The organism is Sphingomonas sp., assembly GCF_035490575.1.
Lineage (GTDB): Bacteria > Pseudomonadota > Alphaproteobacteria > Sphingomonadales > Sphingomonadaceae > Sphingomonas.
Map to the genome: position 1 here is coordinate 1 of NZ_DATJLI010000110.1, position 21,191 is coordinate 21,191.

21 protein-coding genes, 1 tRNA gene and 1 pseudogene are annotated in these 21,191 nt (G+C 68.0%); 11 read left to right on the top strand and 12 right to left on the bottom strand.

What is annotated here, in order from left to right; genetic code table 11:
* From VL973_RS08260 to VL973_RS08270, 3 genes are all read right to left on the bottom strand, one after another.
* On the bottom strand, positions 1–366 hold a 366-nt coding region (locus tag VL973_RS08260), incomplete at its 3' end, for a heme exporter protein CcmB (protein ID WP_325283549.1).
* Positions 363–929: a heme ABC exporter ATP-binding protein CcmA gene (gene ccmA, locus VL973_RS08265; RefSeq protein ID WP_325283550.1), complete on the bottom strand. Its 567-nt coding sequence runs from the start codon at positions 927–929 to the stop codon at positions 363–365. The genes ccmA and VL973_RS08260, both read right to left, overlap by 4 nt.
* Entirely contained in the window at positions 926–1,336 is a 411-nt protein-coding gene (locus tag VL973_RS08270) for a metallopeptidase family protein (protein WP_325283551.1), read from the bottom strand. The genes ccmA and VL973_RS08270 overlap by 4 nt, the downstream gene beginning before the upstream one ends.
* 48 nt (positions 1,337–1,384) lie before the next feature.
* On the opposite strand from VL973_RS08270, the gene VL973_RS08275 reads away from it, so the two are divergent.
* Entirely contained in the window at positions 1,385–1,675 is a 291-nt protein-coding gene (locus VL973_RS08275) for a 4a-hydroxytetrahydrobiopterin dehydratase (protein WP_325283552.1), read from the top strand.
* On the opposite strand, the gene VL973_RS08280 is transcribed toward VL973_RS08275, so the two are convergent.
* Together VL973_RS08280 and VL973_RS08285 are read right to left on the bottom strand one after the other, a co-directional pair.
* Positions 1,672–2,166 carry a group I truncated hemoglobin gene (locus tag VL973_RS08280; RefSeq protein ID WP_325283553.1) on the bottom strand — a complete coding sequence of 165 codons (495 nt, stop codon included), beginning with the start codon at positions 2,164–2,166 and terminating at the stop codon, positions 1,672–1,674. The two genes, VL973_RS08275 and VL973_RS08280, sit on opposite strands and share 4 nt — an antisense overlap.
* A 19-nt stretch (positions 2,167–2,185) precedes the next feature.
* Complete coding sequence (locus VL973_RS08285) at positions 2,186–3,058, bottom strand: DUF3034 family protein (protein ID WP_325283554.1); 873 nt, start codon at positions 3,056–3,058, stop codon at positions 2,186–2,188.
* Between the two features lie 104 nt (positions 3,059–3,162).
* Here VL973_RS08285 and VL973_RS08290 point away from each other — a divergent pair, with 104 nt between their 5' ends.
* Both VL973_RS08290 and VL973_RS08295 read left to right on the top strand, forming a co-directional pair.
* Positions 3,163–3,771, top strand: a complete 609-nt coding sequence (locus VL973_RS08290) for a cupredoxin domain-containing protein (protein WP_325283555.1) — start codon at positions 3,163–3,165, stop codon at positions 3,769–3,771.
* 5 nt (positions 3,772–3,776) lie between these two features.
* Complete coding sequence (locus VL973_RS08295; RefSeq protein ID WP_325283556.1) at positions 3,777–6,110, top strand: putative bifunctional diguanylate cyclase/phosphodiesterase; 2,334 nt, start codon at positions 3,777–3,779, stop codon at positions 6,108–6,110.
* Here the strand turns inward: VL973_RS08295 and VL973_RS08300 are convergent.
* Positions 6,107–6,889 carry an SDR family oxidoreductase gene (locus VL973_RS08300; protein WP_325283557.1) on the bottom strand — a complete coding sequence of 261 codons (783 nt, stop codon included), beginning with the start codon at positions 6,887–6,889 and terminating at the stop codon, positions 6,107–6,109. The two genes, VL973_RS08295 and VL973_RS08300, sit on opposite strands and share 4 nt — an antisense overlap.
* Before the next feature lie 56 nt (positions 6,890–6,945).
* Between VL973_RS08300 and VL973_RS08305 the strand changes: the two genes are divergently transcribed.
* Positions 6,946–7,704: an ATP-binding cassette domain-containing protein gene (locus VL973_RS08305; protein WP_325283558.1), complete on the top strand. Its 759-nt coding sequence runs from the start codon at positions 6,946–6,948 to the stop codon at positions 7,702–7,704.
* On the top strand, positions 7,701–9,230 hold the full coding sequence (locus tag VL973_RS08310; protein ID WP_325283559.1) for an ABC transporter permease/substrate-binding protein: 1,530 nt from the start codon (positions 7,701–7,703) through the stop codon (positions 9,228–9,230). The genes VL973_RS08305 and VL973_RS08310 overlap by 4 nt, the downstream gene beginning before the upstream one ends.
* A 10-nt stretch (positions 9,231–9,240) precedes the next feature.
* On the opposite strand, the gene VL973_RS08315 is transcribed toward VL973_RS08310, so the two are convergent.
* From VL973_RS08315 to VL973_RS08330, 4 genes and pseudogenes are all read right to left on the bottom strand, one after another.
* The gene (locus VL973_RS08315) at positions 9,241–11,823 is read right to left on the bottom strand and encodes a molybdopterin-dependent oxidoreductase (RefSeq protein ID WP_325283573.1); all 2,583 of its coding nucleotides are present in this window, start codon (positions 11,821–11,823) and stop codon (positions 9,241–9,243) included.
* A 67-nt stretch (positions 11,824–11,890) separates the two neighbouring features.
* Positions 11,891–13,123, bottom strand: a pseudogene (locus VL973_RS08320) (NAD(P)/FAD-dependent oxidoreductase); the annotation flags it as partial.
* Positions 13,123–14,364 carry a nitrate/nitrite transporter gene (locus VL973_RS08325; protein WP_325283560.1) on the bottom strand — a complete coding sequence of 414 codons (1,242 nt, stop codon included), beginning with the start codon at positions 14,362–14,364 and terminating at the stop codon, positions 13,123–13,125. The pseudogene VL973_RS08320 and the gene VL973_RS08325, both read right to left, overlap by 1 nt.
* A 340-nt stretch (positions 14,365–14,704) precedes the next feature.
* A tRNA-Gln gene (locus VL973_RS08330) sits at positions 14,705–14,778 on the bottom strand.
* A gap of 164 nt (positions 14,779–14,942) precedes the next feature.
* On the opposite strand from VL973_RS08330, the gene VL973_RS08335 reads away from it, so the two are divergent.
* Both VL973_RS08335 and VL973_RS08340 read left to right on the top strand, forming a co-directional pair.
* Positions 14,943–15,995, top strand: coding sequence for a Ppx/GppA phosphatase family protein (locus VL973_RS08335; protein WP_414712215.1), 1,053 nt, complete (start codon positions 14,943–14,945; stop codon positions 15,993–15,995).
* Positions 15,992–16,684: an RlmE family RNA methyltransferase gene (locus tag VL973_RS08340; protein WP_325283561.1), complete on the top strand. Its 693-nt coding sequence runs from the start codon at positions 15,992–15,994 to the stop codon at positions 16,682–16,684. The genes VL973_RS08335 and VL973_RS08340 overlap by 4 nt, the downstream gene beginning before the upstream one ends.
* Before the next feature lie 9 nt (positions 16,685–16,693).
* Here VL973_RS08340 and mnmA read toward each other — a convergent pair whose 3' ends face one another.
* Complete coding sequence (mnmA, locus tag VL973_RS08345) at positions 16,694–17,803, bottom strand: tRNA 2-thiouridine(34) synthase MnmA (RefSeq protein WP_414712217.1); 1,110 nt, start codon at positions 17,801–17,803, stop codon at positions 16,694–16,696.
* A 118-nt stretch (positions 17,804–17,921) separates the two neighbouring features.
* On the opposite strand from mnmA, the gene VL973_RS08350 reads away from it, so the two are divergent.
* From VL973_RS08350 to VL973_RS08360, 3 genes are all read left to right on the top strand, one after another.
* Positions 17,922–18,134 carry a hypothetical protein gene (locus VL973_RS08350; protein WP_325283563.1) on the top strand — a complete coding sequence of 71 codons (213 nt, stop codon included), beginning with the start codon at positions 17,922–17,924 and terminating at the stop codon, positions 18,132–18,134.
* 100 nt (positions 18,135–18,234) lie between these two features.
* Positions 18,235–18,534 carry a CtrA inhibitor SciP gene (gene sciP / locus VL973_RS08355; protein ID WP_325283564.1) on the top strand — a complete coding sequence of 100 codons (300 nt, stop codon included), beginning with the start codon at positions 18,235–18,237 and terminating at the stop codon, positions 18,532–18,534.
* A gap of 184 nt (positions 18,535–18,718) precedes the next feature.
* Positions 18,719–18,970 (top strand): GlsB/YeaQ/YmgE family stress response membrane protein, encoded by a 252-nt coding sequence (locus tag VL973_RS08360; protein ID WP_325283575.1) that lies wholly within the window; start codon positions 18,719–18,721, stop codon positions 18,968–18,970.
* A 67-nt stretch (positions 18,971–19,037) separates the two neighbouring features.
* Here VL973_RS08360 and VL973_RS08365 read toward each other — a convergent pair whose 3' ends face one another.
* Positions 19,038–19,754 carry an SIMPL domain-containing protein gene (locus VL973_RS08365; protein WP_325283565.1) on the bottom strand — a complete coding sequence of 239 codons (717 nt, stop codon included), beginning with the start codon at positions 19,752–19,754 and terminating at the stop codon, positions 19,038–19,040.
* A gap of 245 nt (positions 19,755–19,999) precedes the next feature.
* Between VL973_RS08365 and VL973_RS08370 the strand changes: the two genes are divergently transcribed.
* The gene (locus VL973_RS08370; protein ID WP_325283566.1) at positions 20,000–21,187 is read left to right on the top strand and encodes an efflux RND transporter periplasmic adaptor subunit; all 1,188 of its coding nucleotides are present in this window, start codon (positions 20,000–20,002) and stop codon (positions 21,185–21,187) included.
* Positions 21,188–21,191 lie beyond the last annotated feature (4 nt).

The following is a 21,191-nucleotide window of genomic DNA, read 5'->3' on the forward strand; positions in this document are numbered from 1 at the left end:
GTCCATGCCCAGCAAGCCCGCCGCGATCACGCTGGCGAGCATCAGCGGCGGGCCAAAGCCCAGCCAGTGCCCCGCTGCCTTGGCCAGCGCCACCCCCGCATCGGACAGGCCACGCGCCGCGAACTGATCAATCACGCCCGCTTCCAGGTCCGGCCCGACCAGCCGCTCGACCGGCATCAGCGCGGCGAGTAGCGCCGCCGACCACACCACGCCCCCGGCGATGCGCCCCAGCAGTCCCGCATCAGGCCCAACCGCGAATGGAAACAGCGTCGCCACCAGCAGGAAAAAGGCGACGGGCAGCAGCACCCCGCCGCTCACCCATGCGCGCCGCACCTCACGCCAGGAAATGGCGGCAAAGGCGCTCACAGCGTCAGCGCCAGTGCGCGCGGCAGCGCGATCGGCACATGGCTGGCGACCAGCGCCGCCCCGCCGCCCGCGCGGTGGCGCGCAATCGCCGCCTCCAGCGCCGCGACCGATCCGGTGTCGAGACCGTTGGCCGGTTCGTCGAGCAGCCATATCGGCGCTTCGCTCGCGATCACGCGCGCCAGCGCCGCGCGCCGCCGCTGCCCGGTCGACAACAACCGCACTGGCACGCTCGCCAGATGGGCAAGCCCCACCGCCGCCAATGCGTCATCCACACGCGCCCGCGCCCCGTCCAGCGTCGCCCAGAACATCAGCGCTGCGCGCAATGGCAACTCGGCGTCCAGCGCCATGCCCTCCGCCATCAACGCGACCGCGCCGCTGCGCTCGATCCGCCCGGCGACGGGCGTCGACAGGCCCGCCGCCAGTCGCACCAGGCTCGACTTGCCGATGCCGTTCGGCCCGGTCAGCAGCGCGGCTTCTCCCGGTCCCAGCGCAAAGCTCAGCGCGTCGAACAATCGCCGTCCGCCGCGCTCGCACGCCACGCGCGAAAAGGCGATCAGGCTCACCCTGCGGCGTCCTCCAGCGCGTGCATGTCATCATCCGACAGCCCGAAATGATGGCCGACCTCGTGCACCACGACATGATGGACCAGATCGTCCAGCCGCACATCGGTCTCGATCCACTCCCACAGGATCGGCAGCCGATAAAGGTGGATGCGGTCGGGCATCGCGCCCGAATCGAATGCCGATTTCTCGCCGACCGGACGCCCGTGATAGATGCCGGTCAGCTCGATCGGGTCCTCGATCCCCAGCGCCGCCAGCGTTTCGTCGTCGGCGACATCTTCCACGATCAACACCACGCCCGCCAGATGCTCGTCAAAAGGCGAGGGGATGCGCGCCAGCGTGTTGCGCGCCATCGCCTCGATCGCGGCAGCGTCGGGAGCGACTTGGCAAATGGGTGCGGGTTCGGCCATGGAACGGGCATAGGCCGGGCGCCCGCCCGCCAGCAAGGGGAGCCGGTTGTGATCGAACCACTAAGCGAAGCCGAACGGGTCGAGGCGCTGGAGGGTCTGCCCGACTGGGACCATGACGAATCGCGCGATGCGATCACGCGCAGCTTCTCGTTTCCCGATTTCTCCGCCGCCTTCGCGTTCATGACACGCGTAGCGCTGCTGGCGGAAAAGGCCGATCATCACCCCGAATGGTCGAATGTGTATAACCGTGTGGAAATCCTGTTGACGACGCACGATGCCGGCGGGCTTTCGGCGCGCGACATCGACATGGCGCAGGCGATCGACGCGCTGGTCGATTAACGCTCCACCACCTCGCCGCGCATCGGCGCCAGCTTGGACAGAAAACGGTTCTGCGCGGCAAAGGACACGCCCTCTGCCCGCATCGCCGCCTGCAGATTTTCGACCACCATGTTCATGTCGCGCTGCTGGATGCCCAGGTCCTTGTGCGAACTTTTCAGGTCGCGGCCGGTATAGGTGCAACCGGCATTCAGGATGTAGCAGAACTGCTCGAACAACGTCCGGGTGAACCGCACCCGGTCGTGATTGGTGAAAATCTCACCGATCACCGGGTGGTCGAAATTGAGCGCAACGAACCGGTCGACGATCCGGCGGATGCCCGCCTGTCCACGAAAGGCACGCGCCATGCCGTCACCTGAAAAAGGCGTGGCACCGGCATTTTCAGGCCGCGCGACATAGGGGTCGACCGCTTCCTCCCCCGGCATCGCATGGGGTGCGGGCGCACTCTGGGCGGCAGGGGTAAGCACGGCAAGCATGACAGCCAGCGAAATCATCGACTTCTTCCCCCTTTTCTCAGAAACCGCCCTGCAACTGGAACAGCACGCCGCGCTGGCCCGGCACCGTCGCCACCGATCCCAGATCGGCGTAAGCCAGCGTCGCGGTCAGGTTGCGGTTCAGTGAATAGGCGGCAAAGGCATCCCACCAGTCATCCTCGCGCGCGATGCCCAGATTGTCGGGCTTGGTGCGATATTCGGTGCCGATGACGAACTTGCGGCTGAATTGATAGGCCATCGACCCCTCCGCCTCAATCCGGTGGCGGTCGCCCCCGTCGCCACCATGGCCCAGCAATCCCATCTGGTTCGCCTTGGTCGCGCGCACCGTCACATTGGCCAGCAACGACCAGCGCAGGAACAGCTTGGTCGCCGACGCATAATAATCCATGCCCTCGTCATCGGCGGCACCCACGGCGCGCACGACGGCACCGTCCAGGCTCTTCTTGTATTGCACACCGACCGCGATCGCCGGCAAAAATTCCGGGCCATAGATCATGTCGCCCGCCAGCTTCAGCTTGGCGCCCCAGACATCCTGATCGAACTTGTAATCATTGCCCAAACCCAGCGCGCCGCCAACCCAGTTGGTGTCCAAGATCTGACGCGCATAGCTGACCTCGACCCGGTCCCGGAAACCGACTGCGACCGATGCCGCGCGGAAATCATAATCGTTCAGTTCGGCGACGGTTGCCGATGCCTGTGCCCCGATTGCATCGCGCGTGCCGTTGCCTGCAATCACCGCCCAGGGCGTCAGGCCCCCGCCGCTCGCCCCCTCCAGCGTGCTGATCCCGCTGGTCAGCAACAGCTTGCCGCCACCGCCCACATCCTGTGCGGTGGCAATGGCGGGCGTGGACAGGGCCATGAGGGACAGGCAGTTTCGCAGCGCGTTCTTCATGCCAACCGCCGTAGCGATAGGATGGTAAACGACGCGTCAATGCAACCTGGATTAAATCAGATCGGATTTACCGCCTTTTGACGCTTTGCGCCGATATGGAGGCAATGCTTCGTATCGCTTCCCTTGCGTTCGCCGCCCTTGTTGCAACCGCGACGCCCGCCATGGCTGGCCCGGTCGGCATCCGCATCATCGATTCACATGGGCGCCCGGTCGTCGACGCCGTGGTGACGCTGCATCCCGCGGCCGGCGTTCCCGCCGGACCGATCCGGTTCCCCTGGGCCGCCAGCATGACGCAAAAGGACATTGCGTTCACGCCCGGCACGCTGATCGTGCCCGTCGGCGCGACCGTTTCGTTCCCAAACGAGGACAAGGTGCGCCACCACGTCTATTCCTTTTCGAAACCGGCGCGGTTCGAAATCAAGCTCTATGGCCGCGATCAGACGCGCAGCTACACCTTTCGCACGCCGGGCGCGGTCGCGCTGGGATGCAACATCCATGACCGGATGCAAGGGTTCATCAAGGTCGTCGACACGCCCTTCGCCGCGGCGACCAATGCCGCGGGACAAGTACGGATCGACGGCGTGGCGGCGGGCGCGGCACGGCTGACCGTGTGGCACCCGCGGCTCAAGGGCCGCGACAACGAAGCAGGCTTCGCGCTCGACGTGCCTGCAAACGGCGCGGTCGCCAAACAGATCAAGCTGGTGATGCGCTGATCGCGATGCGCGCCCGCCCGACCCGATCCGCACCATTGGGGCTACGCCGCCTGCCCCGACGGCTGCGCGTCGTGTTCGCGCGGTCGCTGTCGGCGCGCCTGGCGCTGACCTATGCAATCCTGTTCGCGGGCGCAGCGGCGATGATCCTGTTCGCCGCCAAGTCGGGGATCACCGCTTATGCCGAAGGCAAGGCCGCGGCCGAAATGCGATCGGGCGCCAAGGTGTTCGATCGCGTGGCGACCATGCGCTATGACCAGTTGGGCGACGCGGGCAGCGTGCTGGCGGGCGATTTCGGCTTTCGCGCAGCGGCGGCGACGGGAGACATGCCGACCGTCGCGTCCGCGCTCGATTCGCTGCGCGCGCGCCTGGGGCTGGACCAGGCCTTCTTCATCGACACCAGCGGCACAGTCACAGGGTTTCAGGGATCGCTGAGGACGAACGACGCCGGCCGTCTGCTGGGCGCGCTGGATTCCGGCGCGACCGTCGGCGTGCTGGCCATGGGCGCGACGCGCTTCAACGCCGTTGCGGCCCCGGTCGATGCGCCCGTCCGGATCGGCTGGGTCATTTTCGCCAATGCGCTCGATCAGCGCGAACTGGGCGCGCTGGCCAAGCTGACGCCGATCGATCTCCACCCGCATATCGTGCCGCTTGACCGGCTGCCGGCCGGCCTTGGCAAAGGCGCCATTGCCGAGCGCAACGCCAATGGCGAACGGATGCTGTATCAGGCTTTTCCGCTGACGACGCTCAGCGCGCGTGAGCCACAGGCGCTGCTGCTGGGCTACAGCCTGACGCGCGCGCTCGACGGCTATCGCCCGATGCTGTGGATGCTCCTCGCCTGCGGGATCGTCGGGGTCGCGGCAGCGGCGGCGGGGAGCTGGTGGATCGCGCGGGCGATCACACGCCCGGTCGTGGCGCTGGATACCGCCGCAAGACGCGTGGCGCGCGGCGATCATGTGCATGTCGCCGTCGAAACGCGCGACGAACTGGGCACGCTGGCGGCCAGCTTCAATCGCATGGTCGACGACATTGGCGAGCGTGAGCGCACCATCACCCACATGGCGTTGCACGACGGGCTGACCGGCCTGCCCAACCGCGTTCTGCTGCGCGAACATCTGGCGACGGCGGCACGGCGCGACACCGGCGATCAGCGTCAGGCGCTGCTGTCGCTCGATCTCGACCATTTCAAGGCGATCAACGAAACGCTGGGTCATCCGACCGGCGACGCGCTGCTCCTTGAAATCGCCGCCCGCCTGACGGCCTTTGCCGGGAAGGGTTTCGTTGCACGCCTGGGCGGCGACGAGTTCGCGCTGGTCATGGCCGAAGGTCCGCGATCGCTCGACCTCACCGCCCGCGCGTTGATCGACACGGTGTCGCGCCCCGCGATCATCAACGGCCACCGCATCGTGCCGGCGACCAGCATCGGCATCGCGATCCTCGGCACCGACGGCGATGATCCGGTCGCGCTGACCAAGAATGCCGACTTGGCGCTTTACCGCGCGAAACAGGACGGGCGCGGCGCGTTCCGGTTCTTCGAACCCGCCATGGATGCCGAAGCACAGCGGCGGCGCCATATGGAAATCGACCTGCACGTCGCCATCGCCGAGGGGCAGCTTTCGCTGATGTTCCAGCCGCTGTTCAACCTGAACGAAGGGCGAGTCTCGGCGTTCGAGGCGCTGCTGCGCTGGCACCACCCCGAACGCGGCATGGTCTCACCCGCCGATTTCGTGCCGCTGGCGGAGGATACCGGCCTGATCGTGCCGATCGGCGAATGGGTCGTGCGCGAGGCTTGCCGCGTCGCGCGCAACTGGCCCGACCATGTGCGCGTCGCGGTCAATGTATCGCCGGTGCAGTTCCGCAATCCGGGTCTCGCCGCCGTCATCCTTCAGGCACTGAGCGAAACCGGCCTGCCGCCACAGCGGCTGGAACTGGAAATCACCGAAAGCCTGTTCATCGACAATCCCGAAACGACGCTGGCCTCGCTGCACAGCCTGCGTGCCCTTGGCGTGCGCGTGGCGCTGGACGATTTCGGCACCGGCTATTCCTCGCTCAGCTATCTGCGCGCTTTCCCCTTCGACAAGATCAAGATCGACCGCAGCTTCATCATCGACCTGCTGAATTCCGACGGCGCAACCGCAATCATCCGTTCGATCACCACGCTGGCGGAAGCGTTGGGCATGGAAACCACGGCAGAGGGTGTCGAAAACGCCGGACAGCTCGACATCCTGCGCGAACAGGGGTGCAGCCACATCCAGGGCTTTTATTTCAGCCGTCCTTTGCCGGAAGCCGATGTGGCACGCCTGCTGTCCAGCGAATCGGACAGCGCAGCAGCGGCCGCCTAACCCCGCGCCATCTGCGCCCGCAAGCGGCTGGGCATCCAGCGCGCGGCAAAGCGCATCCGCCGCGCCGTCGGGCCGACCACGACGTGCACGGCATCGCCATGCACCGCCCGCCACGCCGCCTGCGCCACGTCCTCGACAGCGGTGAACTCCAGCCCGGCGGCGCGCACGCGTTCGCGCACCGTCTGGTTCGACCCGCTGACACCCGCGTCCAGCAGCGGCGTGTCGATGAATCCGGGCATCAGCGAACGGACCTTGATCCCCTCGACCCGCCATTCGCCGTCCAGCGCTTCGGTCAGGCCGCGCACCGCGAACTTGGTGGCGGAATAGATGGCCGCACCCGCCGTGCCGTAAATGCCTGCCGCCGAAGCTGTGTTGAGCAGGCACGATCCCGGCACGCGCCTCAGATAGGGATAGGCAGCGTGTGCGCCGTTCACGACGCCGCGGAAATTGATGTCGATCGCCCGGTCCAGCGCGTCGGGCGGGGTATCGGCAAAGCGCCCACCTACCGCGATCCCGGCATTGTTGAACATTACGTCGATGCCGCCTTCACCGGCAAAGTCACTCAGCGCGCCTTCCCACTGCTTGCGCTCGCGCACATCCATGACATGGCTGGACGCCCGGCCATCGGACAGTTCGGCCATTACCCGCTCCAGCCCTTCGGCATTCACATCGGCCAAGCCGATCCGCCACCCGGCGGCGGCAAAGCGGTGCGCCACCGCGCGGCCGATGCCCGATGCCCCGCCGGTCACGAACAATCGCCTGCGCCCGTCGTCTGCCATCCCCCGCCCCTTTCCTCTTTTGACCTTTGCGCCATCATTCCCCACAACCGGCGGCGATGCCAGCCCCGCCCTCGCTCGCCTTTGACGGCGTTACCAAGGTTTACGGCGCCGTGCGCGCGGTGGACGGCGTGACGCTGACGATCCCGCCGGGTCAGTTCGTCGCGCTTGTCGGCACGTCGGGTTCAGGCAAATCGACCTTGCTCAAGACGGTCAACCGGCTGGTCGTCCCCGATGCTGGTTCGGTCATGATCGACGGGGCCGATGTCGCGAACGACGCCCCGCACCGGCTGCGCCGCCGGGTCGGCTATGTCTTTCAGAATATCGGCCTGTTTCCGCATCTCAGCGTGGGCGAAAATATCGCCATTGCCGAACGGCTGGGCGCACCGCCGGTCGACATCGCCGCCGCGCTCGAACGCGTCGAGCTTCCCGCCGATATCGCCAGTCGGATGCCCGATCAGTTGTCGGGCGGGCAACGCCAGCGCGTCGGGGTCGCCCGCGCGCTGGCGGGTGATGCGCGATTGCTGCTGATGGACGAACCCTTCGGCGCGCTCGACCCCGTGACCCGCGACGCACTGGCGCGACGCGTGCGCGCCCTGCACGAACGCATCGGCCTGACGACGGTGCTGGTCACGCACGACATGGCGGAGGCGCTGCTGCTGGCCGACCGCGTGCTGGTGATGGCGGCGGGCAAGATCGTCGCCGATGCGACGCCCGCCGAATTGATGACGGGACAGGCGGGTGATGCCGCCGATGCGCTGGTCGCGGTGCCGCGTGAACAGGCACATGCGCTTGCCGCACTGGAAAAGCGGGCATGACCGGCGCGCTCGCCCGCGTGCCCGACCTGCTGGCGGCACATGTCCTTTTGTCTTTCAGCGCATTGGCGCTGGGCCTGATCGTGGCGCTGCCGCTCGGCGTCTGGTCGGCGCGCCATCCGGCGGTCGCGCGCGTGGCGCTGGGCCTTGCCAGCCTGGTGCAGACGATTCCCGCACTGGCGCTGCTGGCGCTGTTCTATCCGCTGCTGCTGGCGGTGGGCGGCGGCCTGCCTGCGCTCGGCTTTCTGCCGGCATTGATGGCGCTGGCGCTCTATGCGCTGTTGCCCATCCTCCGCAACGCCGTCACGGGGCTGCTCGGCCTCGACCCCGCCGTGATCGAGGCCGCGGACGGCGTGGGCATGACCCCGTGGCAGCGGCTGCGCTGGGTCGAAGCGCCGTTGGTCGCGCCGATCGTGATGGCGGGCATCCGCACCGCGGCGGTCTGGACGATCGGCGCCGCCACCTTGTCGACCACGGTCGGCGCGGCCAGTCTGGGCGACCTGATCTTTGCCGGGCTGCAAACGCAGAACTGGAACCTGGTGCTGACCGGCTGCCTCGCCTCCGCCGCGCTGGCGCTGGGCGTCGACCTGTTGCTCGGCCTGATCGAGCGCGGGCTGGCGCGGCGGCGGCGCTGGCAGGTGCGCGGCGCATTGATCGCGCTGGCGGCGGCGGTGCTGGTGGCGCTGATGCCCATTTTGCCCAGCGTGGGTCGGCCGACCGTGACCGTCGGCGCCAAGGGCTTTTCGGAGCAGTATATCCTTGCCCGGCTGATCGGCGATCGACTGAACGCCGCCGGATACCGCGTCCGATATCGCGAGGGGCTTGGCTCGGCCGTTGCGTTCGGCGCGCTGGCGGGCGGCGATATCGATGTCTATGTCGACTATTCGGGCACCGTGTGGACCAACCAGATGGGCCGGACCGACGCGCCCGAACGCGCCGATATCGTTCGCGGCGTGCGCGACTGGGCGGCGCGCGAACATGGCGTGGGGTTGCTGGGCTCGCTGGGCTTCGAAAACGCCTATGCCTTTGCGATGAAGGCGGAGCGCGCACGCGATCTGGGTCTCCGCTCGCTCATCGACCTGTCGCGCATGGCCCCCCGGCTGGCGTTCGGCACCGATGTCGAGTTTCTGGAGCGGCCCGAATGGCGCGCGGTGCGCGGCACCTATGACCTGCGGTTCGCGCGCGCCAATGCCTATCACCCGACCTTCATGTATCGTGCGCTGGCAAGCGGACGCGCCGATGTGATCTCGGCCTTTTCCTCCGACGGGCGGATCGCGGCGGATCGGCTGACGGTGCTGACCGATCCGCGCGGCGCCATTCCGGGCTATGACGCGGTGCTGATGGTCTCACCCGCGCGCGTGCGGGACGCGCGCTTTGTCCGCGTGCTGGCGCCGCTCATCGGCGCGATCCCGGTGGAGCGGATGCGTGAGGCCAATCTGATGGTCGACCGCGACGCGGACAAACGCACCCCGGCGGAGGCCGCCCGCTGGCTGGCCGATCGCATCGACGCCGCCCCCGCCGCGCCCTGAACCGCCATGGTCACGCCGCTTCCGTCGCCTGCGTCGCAAGGATGCGCGCCAGCGCCGGGCGGCACGACCCGCAATTGGTGCCGGCCCCGATCGCCGCGCCGATCGCCGCGACATCGGTCAGCTGCTGGTCGCGTATCGCGGAGACGATTCTGCGGATGCCGATGTCGAGACAGGCACAGATGATCGCACCGCTGTCCGCCGTCGCACCCGGTGCCCGGCCCGCCAGCACGCCGGGGTCCGCGCTTGGCGCCAGAAGCTGTGCGATCAACCAGTCGCGCGCCGGCAATTCGCCCGTTTCGGTCACGAACAGCGCGGCGATCAAACGCCCATCGGCCAGCACCGCGATCCTGCGCGTGCCACGCGCACGGTCCACGGCCTCGACGCGTTCGCCCGGCGGCAGCACCGCGTCCAGCGCGCCGGGGTCGCCGTCACCGGCCAGTTCCCACAGGCTGCCCGCCGGCACCGTCACCCGCGTCGCCCACAAACAGTCGGGCAAGCGCGCGGGCTGGTTCGAGAACAACGCAAAGCCGCGCCACCGCGTCGTCAACGGCGTGATCGCGGCGGGTGTCGCCTTGAACCCCGGCTGACCCGAAATCGGATCGGCGAGCGGGCGGGGCAACAATCCGGTGCGCCCGCCGCTGGACACGCGATCGGTCCAGTGGATCGGCACGAACAATTCGCCGGGCCGCTGCGTTTCGACCACATTGGCGCGATACACGCTTTCGCCCTGCGGTGTCGTCACCCGCGCAAGGGCGCCATCGACGATACCCAGCGCCGCCGCGTCGTCGCGATGCAGTTCGACCAACGGTTCGGCGCGATGGCGCGCCAGCTTCGGGGCAAGCCCGGTGCGCGTCATCGTGTGCCAATGGTCGCGATAACGGCCCGTGTTGAGCGTCATCGGCCAGCGCGGCAGCGGGTCGGCCAGCGGCCGCTGTTCGACCGGCACCAGCCGCGCACGGCCATCGGGCGTCGGGAAACGGCCATCGACAAAGGGCCGCCCGCCCCACCGGAACGGCGCGAGCGCGTCATAACCGGCATTACCGCCGCCGCCCTGCCCCGGCAACGCGAACAGCCGCCGGCCATCGTTGCGATAATTGGCCAGCCGCACATGCTCGCGCCAGATATCGGCAGGCCGATCATAGGCAAAGGCCGATTTCCACCCCATTGCGCGCGCCACTTCCTTCACGATCCACCAATCGGGGCGCGCCTCGCCGGGCAAGGGAAAGATCGCGCGCTGGCGACTGACCATGCGTTCCGAATTGGTGACGGTGCCGTCCTTTTCCCCCCATGCCGCCGCCGGCAGCCGGACATGCGCGAACGCGCCGGTATCGGTATCGGCCATCACGTCGGACACCACGACAAACGGGCACGCGGCCAGCGCATCGCGCACGCGCCCCGCATCGGGCATCGACACCGCGGGATTGGTGGCCATGATCCACAGTGCCTTGATCCGCCCCTCGCCAACCGCGCGGAACAGGTCGACCGCCTTTAACCCCGGTTTCGCCGCGATGGTCGGCGAACCCCAGAATCGCTGGACGATCGCGCGGTTTTCGGGCGCGAAATCCATGTGCGCCGCCAACGTCGAGGCCAGCCCGCCGACTTCGCGCCCGCCCATCGCATTGGGCTGGCCGGTGATCGAAAAGGGCGCGGCCCCCGGCTTGGCGACCCGGCCGGTGGCAAGGTGAAGGTTCAGGATCGCGTTCACCTGATCGGTGCCCGCCAGCGACTGGTTCACGCCCTGGCTGAACAGCGTAACGGTGCGCGGCGTCGCGGCGAACATCTCGTAAAAGCGGCGCAGCGCATCTGCCGGCACGTCGCAGGTCCGCGCCGTCGACCACAGGTCCGCGCCCGCCAGCCGCTGCCAGAAATCGTCCGGCACGGCCAGGTGATCGGCGATGAAATGCGGGTCCAGCGCGCCTGCGTCCCGACACCAGGCAAGCGCACCGTTCATCAGCGCGACATCGCTGCCCGGCCGGATGGCAAGGTGCAGGTCGGCGCCCTCGGCCGTTTCGGTCCGGCGCGGGTCGATGACGACCAGCTTCGCGCCCGCCTCGCACCGCGCGCGGATGCGTTGATACACGATCGGATGGCACCAGGCGGTGTTCGACCCGGCCAGCACGATCAGGTCCGCCGCGTCGATATCGTCGTAATGCGCGGGCACCACATCCTCGCCGAACGCACGGGTGTGGCCGGCCACCGCGCTCGACATGCACAGGCGCGAATTGGTGTCGATGTTGGCGGTGCCGATAAAGCCCTTCATCAGCTTGTTGGCGACGTAATAATCCTCGGTCAGCAACTGGCCCGAAACGTAAAAGGCGACGCTGCCCGGTCCATGGTCCGCGATCGTCCGGCGAAAGCGCGCCGCGACCAGGCCCAGCGCCTTGTCCCAGCTTGCCCGCCGGTTCCCGATCATCGGATGCAGCAGGCGCCCCTCCAGCCCCACCGTTTCGCCCAGATGGGTGCCCTTGGAACACAGGCGGCCGTGATTGGCGGGATGGTCGGGATCGCCCTCGATCCGCACCGCGCGCTCGCCGGTGACAGTCGCGCGAATGCCGCAACCGACACCGCAATAGGCACAGGTCGTGCGGATCACGCTTTCATCCCCCGGTTCGTCCTGCCCGTCATGCCTTTTCCATCGCTGGTTCAGGGCGCGCGGGCGGCGCAAAGGCGCTGCCAAAGATCAGCGTGTCGCGAATGCCGGCGATATTCTCGCCGCGCCTCAACAGATCGAAATACCAGTTGCCGTCGCTGGTATCGCCATACAGCACGGCCCCGACGATGCGGTCGTCGCGGACGACGACGCGCTTGTAGATGCCGCGAACGGGGTCGCGCAGCACGATGTCCTCCGCCCCCGCACCGCCGGTAAAGTCGCCCGCCGAAAACACGTCCAGCCCCGCGACCTTGAGCTTGGTCGAGGTCGGTGCGGGACGATAGCCGCTCGGCGCCGCGACCAGCGTGTCGGCCAGCGCGCGGCACATGTCCCACAGCGGCGCGACCAGGCCATAGACCTGCCCGTCATGCTCGACGCATTCGCCCACCGCCAGGATGGCGGGGTCGGACGTGACCATATGATCGTCGACGCGAATGCCCCGTCCCACGTCCAGCCCGGCCGCGCGCGCGAGCGCAACCGACGGGCGGATGCCGACCGCCATCACGACCAGATCGGCGGGAATCACTGTTCCATCCTTCAGCCGTACCGCCTCGACACGGGTGTCGCCGACGATCTCGGCGGTGTCGGCGCCGGTCAGCACCGTCTGGCCCCGCGCTTCGAGCGCTGCCTTGAGCAGCCCGCCCGCCGCTTCGTCCAGCTGCCGCTCCATCAGCGTCGGCATCAGGTGGATGATCGTCACCGCCATGCCGCGCAGCGACAGGCCATGCGCGGCCTCCAGCCCCAACAGTCCACCGCCAACCACCACCGCCGACCCGCCGCGCTCGGCGGCGGCCAGCATCGCGTCGACATCGGCCATGTCGCGAAAACTCACCACGCCGGACAGGTCGCGGCCAGGCACCGGGATAACGAACGGATCGGAACCGGTCGCGATCAGCAACCGGTCAAAGGGCATGACGATGCCGCCGCGCGAGTTGACGGTGCGTGCCTCCCGGTCGATCGCGACCACCGGATCGCCCGCGATCAGTTCGATGTTGTTGCGGGAATACCAGTCCGGCGCGTTGAGCACGATATCATCAAAGCACTTCTCGCCCGCCAGCACGGGCGACAGCATGATGCGGTTGTAATTGACGCGCGGTTCCGCGCCAAAGATCGTCACGCGATACCGCGTCGGGTCGCGGGCCAGCAGTTCTTCGACCGCGCGGCACCCCGCCATGCCATTGCCGATCACGATCAGGTGGGGGCGCGCGTCGTCGCGCCCCGCCCGGACGGGTGCGTTGCCCATCAGATCCGCACGCCTTCCGCCGCGCCCCAGCGCGCGCGCCAGTCCGCCTTGACCAGCGCCAGCCCGATCAGCGCCACGACCGCCAGCCCGGCAAAGATCAGGAAACCCGGTGCAAAGCTGCCCGTCCACTGCTTGGCGATCCCCAGCGAGGAGGCGAGATAGAAGCCGCCCACGCCGCCCGCCATGCCGACCAGGCCCGTCATCACCCCGATCTCGGCCGCGAAGCGTTGCGGCACCAGCTGGAACACCGCGCCATTGCCGACGCCCAGCGCCAGCATCGCGGCCACGAACGCCGCCAGTGCGATCGTGAAGCTGGCGGCGATGCTGACACATGCCAGCGCCAGCGCGGCCACCGCCAGCACGCCGGTCAATGCCCGCACCCCGCCGATCGCGTCGGCCAGCGCGCCGCCCATCGGCCGCACCAGCGACCCGGCGAACACGCATCCCGCCGTCGCATAGCCCGCCTGAACCGTCGTCAGTCCAAAGCGATCGGTGAAATAGATCGGCAGGCTGGCCGCCAGCCCGACGAACCCGCCAAAGGTGACGGCATAAAAGCCCATCAGCCACCATGCATCGGCCTGCCGCAGCGGCGCCAGATACTGGGCAAGCGTTTTCGGCGCGGGTGCGCCCGGCGGGTCCTTGGCCATCACCATATAGGCGACGAAGACGATCGTCAGCGGAATGCACGCCAGGCCCAGCACCGCGTTCCAGCCAAAGGCGTGGGCAAGAGCGGGGGCGAACAGCGCCGCGAGCACGGTGCCCGAATTGCCCATGCCCGCCAGCCCCATCGCCTTGCCCTGATGCTCCGGCGGATACCAGCGGCTGGCAAGCGGCAGGGCGATGGCAAAGCTGGCGCCTGCAAAGCCCAGCACCACGCCCAGCGCCAGCGTGCCTTCAAAGCTGTTCACGCCCAGCGTCCAGGCACTCATCAGGCCGGCGATGACGATGATCTGGCTGATCGCGCCCGACCGTTTCGGCCCGATCCGATCGACCAGCAGGCCGTTGACGACGCGCAGCAGCGCGCCCGCCAGTGTCGGCACTGCAACCATCAATCCCTTTTGGACCGGGTTCAGCGCCAGCGTCGCGGCGATGTCAGGCGCCAGCGGACCGAGCAGCACCCAGACCATGAACGCCAGGTCGAAATACAGAAACGCGGCGATCAATGTCGGGCTGTGCCCGCTTGCCCAGAAGCCGCTCGCCCCCTTTGCGCCTTCACCACCACCCCAGAACGCCGTTGCCATCCCCGTTCTCCAAAAACGAAAAAAGCCGCCAGGACGGCGACCCATGGCGGGAGCGTCCTGACGGCTTCATTGCCTCTTTACGGTCACGGACGATGCCGATTTCCGCCAGCATCACCCTCCCCGGCACTGGAGAGGCGTATCGCTGCTATTTCGTGTCCGACATCATTGGCGGACGCTCACCAAGCTGCCCGATTCACCGCAGCGCGGCAAGTGCATTTCGCGCACGCAGCATTTTTCAGCGAGCTTAGCGTTGGAATAATGCAGCACCCGAACGACGCATGGCCGTGAGTGGGGAAATGTCGCCGAACCGCACATGCGTCGGCCGAACATCTCAAATGGCTGGATGCCCCGCGTGGATTCGAACCACGATTGACGGAGTCAGAGTCCGTAGTCTTACCATTAGACGACAGGGCAATCGCCGGAGGCGCGGCCATAAGGCGGGCCGCCGGAGCGGTCAAGCCGCAATGTCGGCGCGCTTCGCGCGGCCTTGATGGCCAGGCATCCATGCGGTAGCGTCATTACCAAGCACCGGCGGCGGTCTTCGCCGTGACGGACAGAACATAAGTGAGTGACACGGCATGGGGGATATATCCGCCCAGTCGCCGAAGCGGCGCAGGACCGGTCCCGCGCCCGCCCGATCGGCCGAAATGCCGGGCAAGCGCCGTCCGCGCCCGCCCGAGGGGCGGCATTTTGCCGCACTGGACCTTGGCACCAATAATTGCCGGCTGCTGATCGCCCGTCCGCAGGGGGCGGGCTTTGCCGTCATCGACGCCTTTTCGCGAATCGTGCGGCTGGGCGAGGGGCTGGCGACCAGCGGCGAATTGTCCGATGCCGCCATCGACCGGACGATCGCGGCGCTCAGGGTCTGCGCCGACAAGCTGCGCCGCCGCAACGTCGCGCTCGCGCGTTCGGTCGCGACCGAGGCATGTCGCCGGGCCAGCAACGGGCCGGAATTCATTGCTCGCGTGCGGGCGGAAACGGGGATCATGCTCGACATCATTTCGGCCGAGGAGGAAGCGCGGCTGGCCGTGCTTGGCTGTCACGCGCTGATCGAACCGGGCGACGGCCCCGCACTGGTGTTCGACATCGGCGGCGGTTCGACCGAACTGGTGCTGGTCGACAATCGCGATCCGGTGCCGCGCGTGCTCGACTGGCACAGCGCGCCCTGGGGCGTGGTGTCGCTATCCGAAACCAGCGCGATCGGCGCCGCGCCCGACGAAAGCCTGATGGCGCATTATGATCGGATGCGCGCGCTGGTCGCCGAATCCTTTGCGCCCTTTGCCGCGCGCGTCGGGCGCCCGCGCGGGGTGCCCCGCCTGCTGGGCACCAGCGGCACGGTGACGACGCTCGCCAGCGTTCATCTGGGACTGTCGGCCTATGATCGTTCGGCGATCGACGGCTTGATCGTGCCCGCTCATGCCATGCGCTCGGTCAGCCAGCGTCTGGCCGGGCTGGCCGTCGCTGAACGCGCCAAGGTGCCGTGCATCGGGCCGGAGCGCGCCGACCTGGTGGTGGCGGGCTGCGCCATTCTGGAGGCGATCCTCGACCTGTGGCCCGCCGAACGGCTGGGCATCGCCGATCGCGGCATCCGCGAGGGCATTTTGCGCCGCTTGATGGCGGGCGTGGCATGAGCAGGGGCGGCGGCGGCAGCCGGGTTCGCGTCCGCACCTCGCGCGGGCGCACGGCGCAATCGACGCGCTGGCTCGAACGCCAGCTCAACGACCCCTATGTGCGGCGCGCCAAGGCCGAGGGGTATCGCAGCCGGGCGGCCTATAAGCTGATCGAGCTGGACGAGAAGTTTTCGTTCCTGAAAGGGATGCGCCGCGTCGTCGATCTGGGCCTCGCCCCCGGCGGCTGGAGCCAGGTCGTGCGCCGCCGCCTGCCGCAGGCCAGCGTCGTCGGCATCGACCTGTTGCCCGTCGATCCGATCGAGGGCGTGACCATTCTGCAGATGGATTTCCTGACCGACGCCGCGCCCGAACGGTTGAAAGAGGAACTGGGGGGCGAGGCCGATCTGGTGCTGTCGGACATGGCCGCCAACACCGTCGGCCATCCGCAGACCGATGCCTTGCGAACCTCGGCGCTGGTCGAGGCGGCGCACGCCTTTGCCTGCGAAGTGCTGCGTCCCGGCGGCACCTTTGTCGCCAAAGTGTTCGCCGGTGGCGGCGACAGTTCCATGGTGGCGGAAATGAAGCGCAACTTCACAACCGTCAAACACGCCAAGCCGCCGTCCAGCCGCAAAGGCTCGGTCGAATGGTTCGTGGTCGCGCAGGGATTCAAGGGCCGGCCCGACGAAACGCCGGACGACGAAACCGACTGACCGGCGCGCTCAGGCGGCGGCGGCCATGTCCGCCGCCTCGGTCGCCGCGATCCAGCCGCCGCCCAGCACCCGCTCGCCTGCATAAAAGACCGCCGCCTGCCCCGGCGCCACGCCATATTCGGGCATTGCAAAACAGACCCGGTCGCCGTCCAGCCGCGCGGGAACGGGCTTGGCCAGCGACCGCACCTTGACCGTCAACGCTTCGTCGCGCGCCTCACCCAGCCAGTTCAGCCCCTCGATCCGCGCCGCCGCCACCGCCAGCGCCGCGCGCGGTCCGACGATCAGCCGCTTTGCCGCCGGGTCGAGCCGGACAACATAAAGCGGCTCGGCCAGCCCGCCGATCTCCAGGCCCCGACGCTGGCCCACCGTATAGTTGACCACGCCAGCGTGGCGGCCCAGCACCCGGCCGTCGACATGCACGATGTCGCCGCCCTCCGCCGCTTGCGGTCGCAGCTTGCGGACCAGACCGGCATAGTCGCCGTCGGGGACGAAGCAGATGTCCTGGCTGTCGGGCTTGCCCGCCACGCCCAGCCCCAGTTCGGCGGCCAGCGCGCGAACATCGGCCTTGGGCATCCCGCCCAACGGAAAACGCAGGAAACCGAGTTGTTCGCGCGTGGTCGCGAACAGGAAATAGCTCTGGTCGCGCGCCGGATCGACCGCGCGGTGCAACTCCGGCCCATGCGCGCCGACCACACGGCGAACATAATGGCCGGTCGCCAGGCAATCGGCGCCCAGTTGCCGCGCCAGCGCGAACAGGTCGGTGAACTTCGGTCCCATATTGCACTTCACGCACGGAATGGGGGTGCGTCCGGCCATATATTCGTCGGCGAAATCGTCGATCACCTGCTCACGAAAGCTGGTTTCATGGTCAAAGACATAATGCGCGATGCCCAGTCGGTCGCACACCGCCCGCGCGTCGCGGATGTCGCGCCCGGCGCAGCACGCGCCCGTCCGCCCCACCGCCTCGCCATGGTCGTAAAGCTGGAGAGTCACGCCGATCGTTTCCGCACCGGTTTGCGCCGCCAGCGCGGCGACGACCGAACTGTCGACGCCGCCCGACATGGCAACGACGATGCGGCGTCCCTTGGCGGGACCGGAAAGCTGGAAATCGGGGGTCAACATCGCTCCACCTTATAGGCAGTGCGGCCTGCCGATGCAAAATCGGGGTCTTTACGGGACCTTCAGCAATCCGCGCTATCCCGATGGTCATGTGTAGTTGCGTCGCGGGGGTTTCCCCATGGATCTGAGCTTTGCGCGGTTTGAGCGCGACATGCGAGCGCGGCTGGTCGCCAGCCCGGTCGACATGTTGCTGGCGACGGCCGCCGGGCGACAATCGGCCACGCCCACCGCCCGGCTGGCGTCGCAGCTTGCTTATGCCGCGACCGGACGCGCGCACGGAGCGTTCGAGCGCGAAACCGCGCGAATGCTCTTGGTTCGCCGGGAAGAATGAAGCTGTTGTTAACCTTGGCATTTTAGCCGTTCTTCAAGACCGTTCGGTTAGTTTCGCCTGCGTAAAGAGAGGGGGCCCCCGCCCCGATCGAGGTATGGGTATGATGGAGAACCAGAAAATCAGGCCGGCAAAGGTGATCGGGCCGTTGGGCGAACCGCTGACGCTCGACTCGTTGCCGCCGCCCAACACGACGCGCTGGGTCGTGCGTCGCAAGGCCGAGGTCGTGGCCGCCGTCAATGGCGGGTTGCTGACCGTGGACGAAGTGTGCGCCCGCTATGGCCTGACGGTCGAGGAATTCGCCGGATGGCAGCGCGCCATCGATCGATCGGGGATGCCCGGCCTCCGGGTCACGCGCATCCAGCATTATCGCTCGCTATATGAGCGCCAGCAGAAATATTGAGATCGGCCGGAACAGCCGACGTCCCCTGGGGCGGCCCCGGCAACGGGGCCGCCCTTTTTTTCGAGCCTCGCCAAAGCCGTCAACGAGTCGGGCCGGATGCGGAACATTCGTCCGTTTGGCGAGTCATACCGTCCATACAGGCCCGGCGTTCGGGCGGACAACGGAGGGACGGTTTATGGATATCGTGGGTCTCATCATCTGGCTGATCGTGGGCGGTGTTGTTGGCTGGCTCGCCAGCATGGTCATGCGGACCGACGCGCAGCAGGGCATCCTGCTGAACATCGTCGTCGGCATCGTCGGCGCCTTTATCGGCGGCCTGCTGTTCGGCGGCTCGATCAATGCGGGCGTCACGCTCTATACGTTCCTCGCCTCGCTGGTCGGCGCGATCATCCTGCTGGCGATCGTCAACCTGATCCGTCGCGGGCGCGTGCGCTAAGCCGCACGGCACAGCCATCGACAAAAAAAGGGCCGCACGGGAAACCGGCGGCCCTTTCTTATGCGTGTCAGCGAAGGACGAAACGCACGGTCACGGTCGCGGTCACGTCCTGCTCACCCGCCGCGATCTGGGTGTCGGCTTCCGGCGCGGCCGCGCGGGCACCCATTATCATGACAGGGCGCGGACCACCGCCACCCGGCGCCGCGCCTTCACTGATCGAAGCGATCCGCTCCACCCGCATTCCGGCGGCCTTTGCATAAAGCTCGGCCCGCGCTCGCGCCCGCGCAATCGCGTCGGCGCGCGCCTCGTCCATCGCCGCGTCGGGCTGGGCCAGTGTCAGGTTCGGCCCATCGATCTGGTTCGCACCTTCACGCACCAGCGCGTCGAGGATCGCGCCGCTCCTGGTCACGTCGCGAAAGCGCACGCTGACGCGGTTCGACGCCTGGTATCCGGTGATGACCGGCGGCACATTCTCGCCATAGCGATATTGCGGGTTGAGCGCGATCGTCGCCGTCCGCACATCGCGCTCGGCAACGCCCGCGCGCTTCAGCGCGGCCAGCACGCGGTCCATGCGCGCGGCATTGTCGGACAGCGCCTGCGCCGCGGTTTCGGACTGGGTGACGACCCCGGCATTGATGACCGCCAGGTCGGGCACGCGCGTCGTGCGCCCCTCGGCCACGATGTCCAGCAGCGCGGCATCGGGCAGGATCGGCGTCACCTCCTGCGCCGCGATCGGGGTGGCGGCGGCGATCGTCAGCGCGGCGGAAATCAGCTTGGGCATCATCTTGGCGTCCTTTCGGCTCAACTGGTCGACCGCATGTGGCAGCGCCCACCTCAACGCCGGGTGAACGAAGCCGCGCCGGTCCTGCCGGTCCGAATGCCAGCATCGGCTTGCGAACGCACCCCGAATCGCGCATGTCGCGTGCGATACAATTGACCGGCTTGAGGCCGGTGAGTTATTCCGATAATACAGTGCGCGACAAAGCGACGACCCCGTTCCCATCCGGGGAGCGGTGACAGGGGTGCAGGATGAACTACGACACTTCGACCATCGATGCCGACGGCCGCCTGCTGACCGACGGGTCGCCGCCTCCGCCACGCTGGCGTCGCTGGGCCGTGATCGGCGTCGTCGTGCTGCTGGCCGGTATCCTGGCCTGGGTCTTCTTCAGGCCCGCTCCCGAAGCCGTCGACCCGTTGAAGAGCGGGGGCGCGCGCGATCAGCAGATCCCGTCGATCAGCGTCGCGGTGCCCGGCCGCGATACCGTGCGCGCGATCATTTCGGGCACCGGATCGCTGGCCGCGCGGCGCGAAATGCCGATCGGCGTCGTTGGCGAGGGGGGTCTGGTGACGCGCGTGCTGGTCGAACCCGGCGACTGGGTGCGCGCGGGCCAGACGCTGGCGACGGTCGACCGCTCGGTCCAGGCTGAAACCGCCGAGTCGCTGGCGGCGCAGGTCCGCGTCGCGCGCGCCGACGCCGAAATCGCCGAATCGGAACTCAAGCGCGCGCAGCAGCTTGTGGACCGGGGCTTCATCTCGAAGGCCGATGTCGAGCGCCGCACCGCGACTCGCGACGGCGCGCGCGCACGGGTGGCGGTGGCCGAGGCCCAGCTGGCCGAAACCCGCGCGCGGAACCAGCGCCTGGATATTCGCGCGCCCGCCGCCGGCCTGGTGCTCGCCCGTGCGGTCGAACCGGGTCAGATCGTCGGCGGCGGACAGGCGGTGCTGTTCCGCATCGCGATGGATGGCCAGATGGAAATGCGCGCGCAGCTTGCCGAAAACGACCTGGCGCGCGTGCGGCGCGGCGCGGTGGCCGATGTGACGCCCGTCGGCGCCAGCGAGTCGGTGCGTGGTCAGGTGTGGCAGGTATCGCCGATCATCGACCCCCAGACGCGCCAAGGCATTGCCCGCATCGCCCTGCCTTATGCCGAAAGCCTGCGTCCCGGTGGTTTCGCCAGCGCACGGATCGTTGCCGGCGCGTCCGTATCGCCGCAATTGCCCGAATCGGCGGTGCTGAGCGACAGCAACGGGAATTACGTGTATGTGCTGAACGACAAGAACCAGGTCGTGCGGCGCGACATCCGCATCGGCGAGGTGTCCGATGGCGGCGTGTCGATCGCCAGCGGGCTGGATGGCACCGAGCGCGTCGTGCTCACCGCCGGCGGCTTCCTGGCGCCGGGTCAGAAGGTGAAGCCGACGCTCGTGAAGATCGAGCGCTGAGGCA

Excerpts from the sequence above, each read along its gene's own strand:
- VL973_RS08270 (WP_325283551.1), bottom strand. The coding sequence starts at position 1,336 with ATGGCCGAACCCGCACCCATTTGCCAAGTCGCTCCCGACGCTGCCGCG.
- VL973_RS08280 (WP_325283553.1), bottom strand. The coding sequence starts at position 2,166 with ATGATTTCGCTGGCTGTCATGCTTGCCGTGCTTACCCCTGCCGCCCAG.
- VL973_RS08285 (WP_325283554.1), bottom strand. The coding sequence starts at position 3,058 with ATGAAGAACGCGCTGCGAAACTGCCTGTCCCTCATGGCCCTGTCCACG.
- VL973_RS08290 (WP_325283555.1), top strand. The coding sequence starts at position 3,163 with ATGCTTCGTATCGCTTCCCTTGCGTTCGCCGCCCTTGTTGCAACCGCG.
- VL973_RS08295 (WP_325283556.1), top strand. The coding sequence starts at position 3,777 with ATGCGCGCCCGCCCGACCCGATCCGCACCATTGGGGCTACGCCGCCTG.
- VL973_RS08300 (WP_325283557.1), bottom strand. The coding sequence starts at position 6,889 with ATGGCAGACGACGGGCGCAGGCGATTGTTCGTGACCGGCGGGGCATCG.
- VL973_RS08305 (WP_325283558.1), top strand. The coding sequence starts at position 6,946 with ATGCCAGCCCCGCCCTCGCTCGCCTTTGACGGCGTTACCAAGGTTTAC.
- VL973_RS08310 (WP_325283559.1), top strand. The coding sequence starts at position 7,701 with ATGACCGGCGCGCTCGCCCGCGTGCCCGACCTGCTGGCGGCACATGTC.
- VL973_RS08325 (WP_325283560.1), bottom strand. The coding sequence starts at position 14,364 with ATGGCAACGGCGTTCTGGGGTGGTGGTGAAGGCGCAAAGGGGGCGAGC.
- VL973_RS08335 (WP_414712215.1), top strand. The coding sequence starts at position 14,943 with ATGGGGGATATATCCGCCCAGTCGCCGAAGCGGCGCAGGACCGGTCCC.
- VL973_RS08340 (WP_325283561.1), top strand. The coding sequence starts at position 15,992 with ATGAGCAGGGGCGGCGGCGGCAGCCGGGTTCGCGTCCGCACCTCGCGC.
- VL973_RS08350 (WP_325283563.1), top strand. The coding sequence starts at position 17,922 with ATGGATCTGAGCTTTGCGCGGTTTGAGCGCGACATGCGAGCGCGGCTG.
- sciP (WP_325283564.1), top strand. The coding sequence starts at position 18,235 with ATGATGGAGAACCAGAAAATCAGGCCGGCAAAGGTGATCGGGCCGTTG.
- VL973_RS08365 (WP_325283565.1), bottom strand. The coding sequence starts at position 19,754 with ATGATGCCCAAGCTGATTTCCGCCGCGCTGACGATCGCCGCCGCCACC.
- VL973_RS08370 (WP_325283566.1), top strand. The coding sequence starts at position 20,000 with ATGAACTACGACACTTCGACCATCGATGCCGACGGCCGCCTGCTGACC.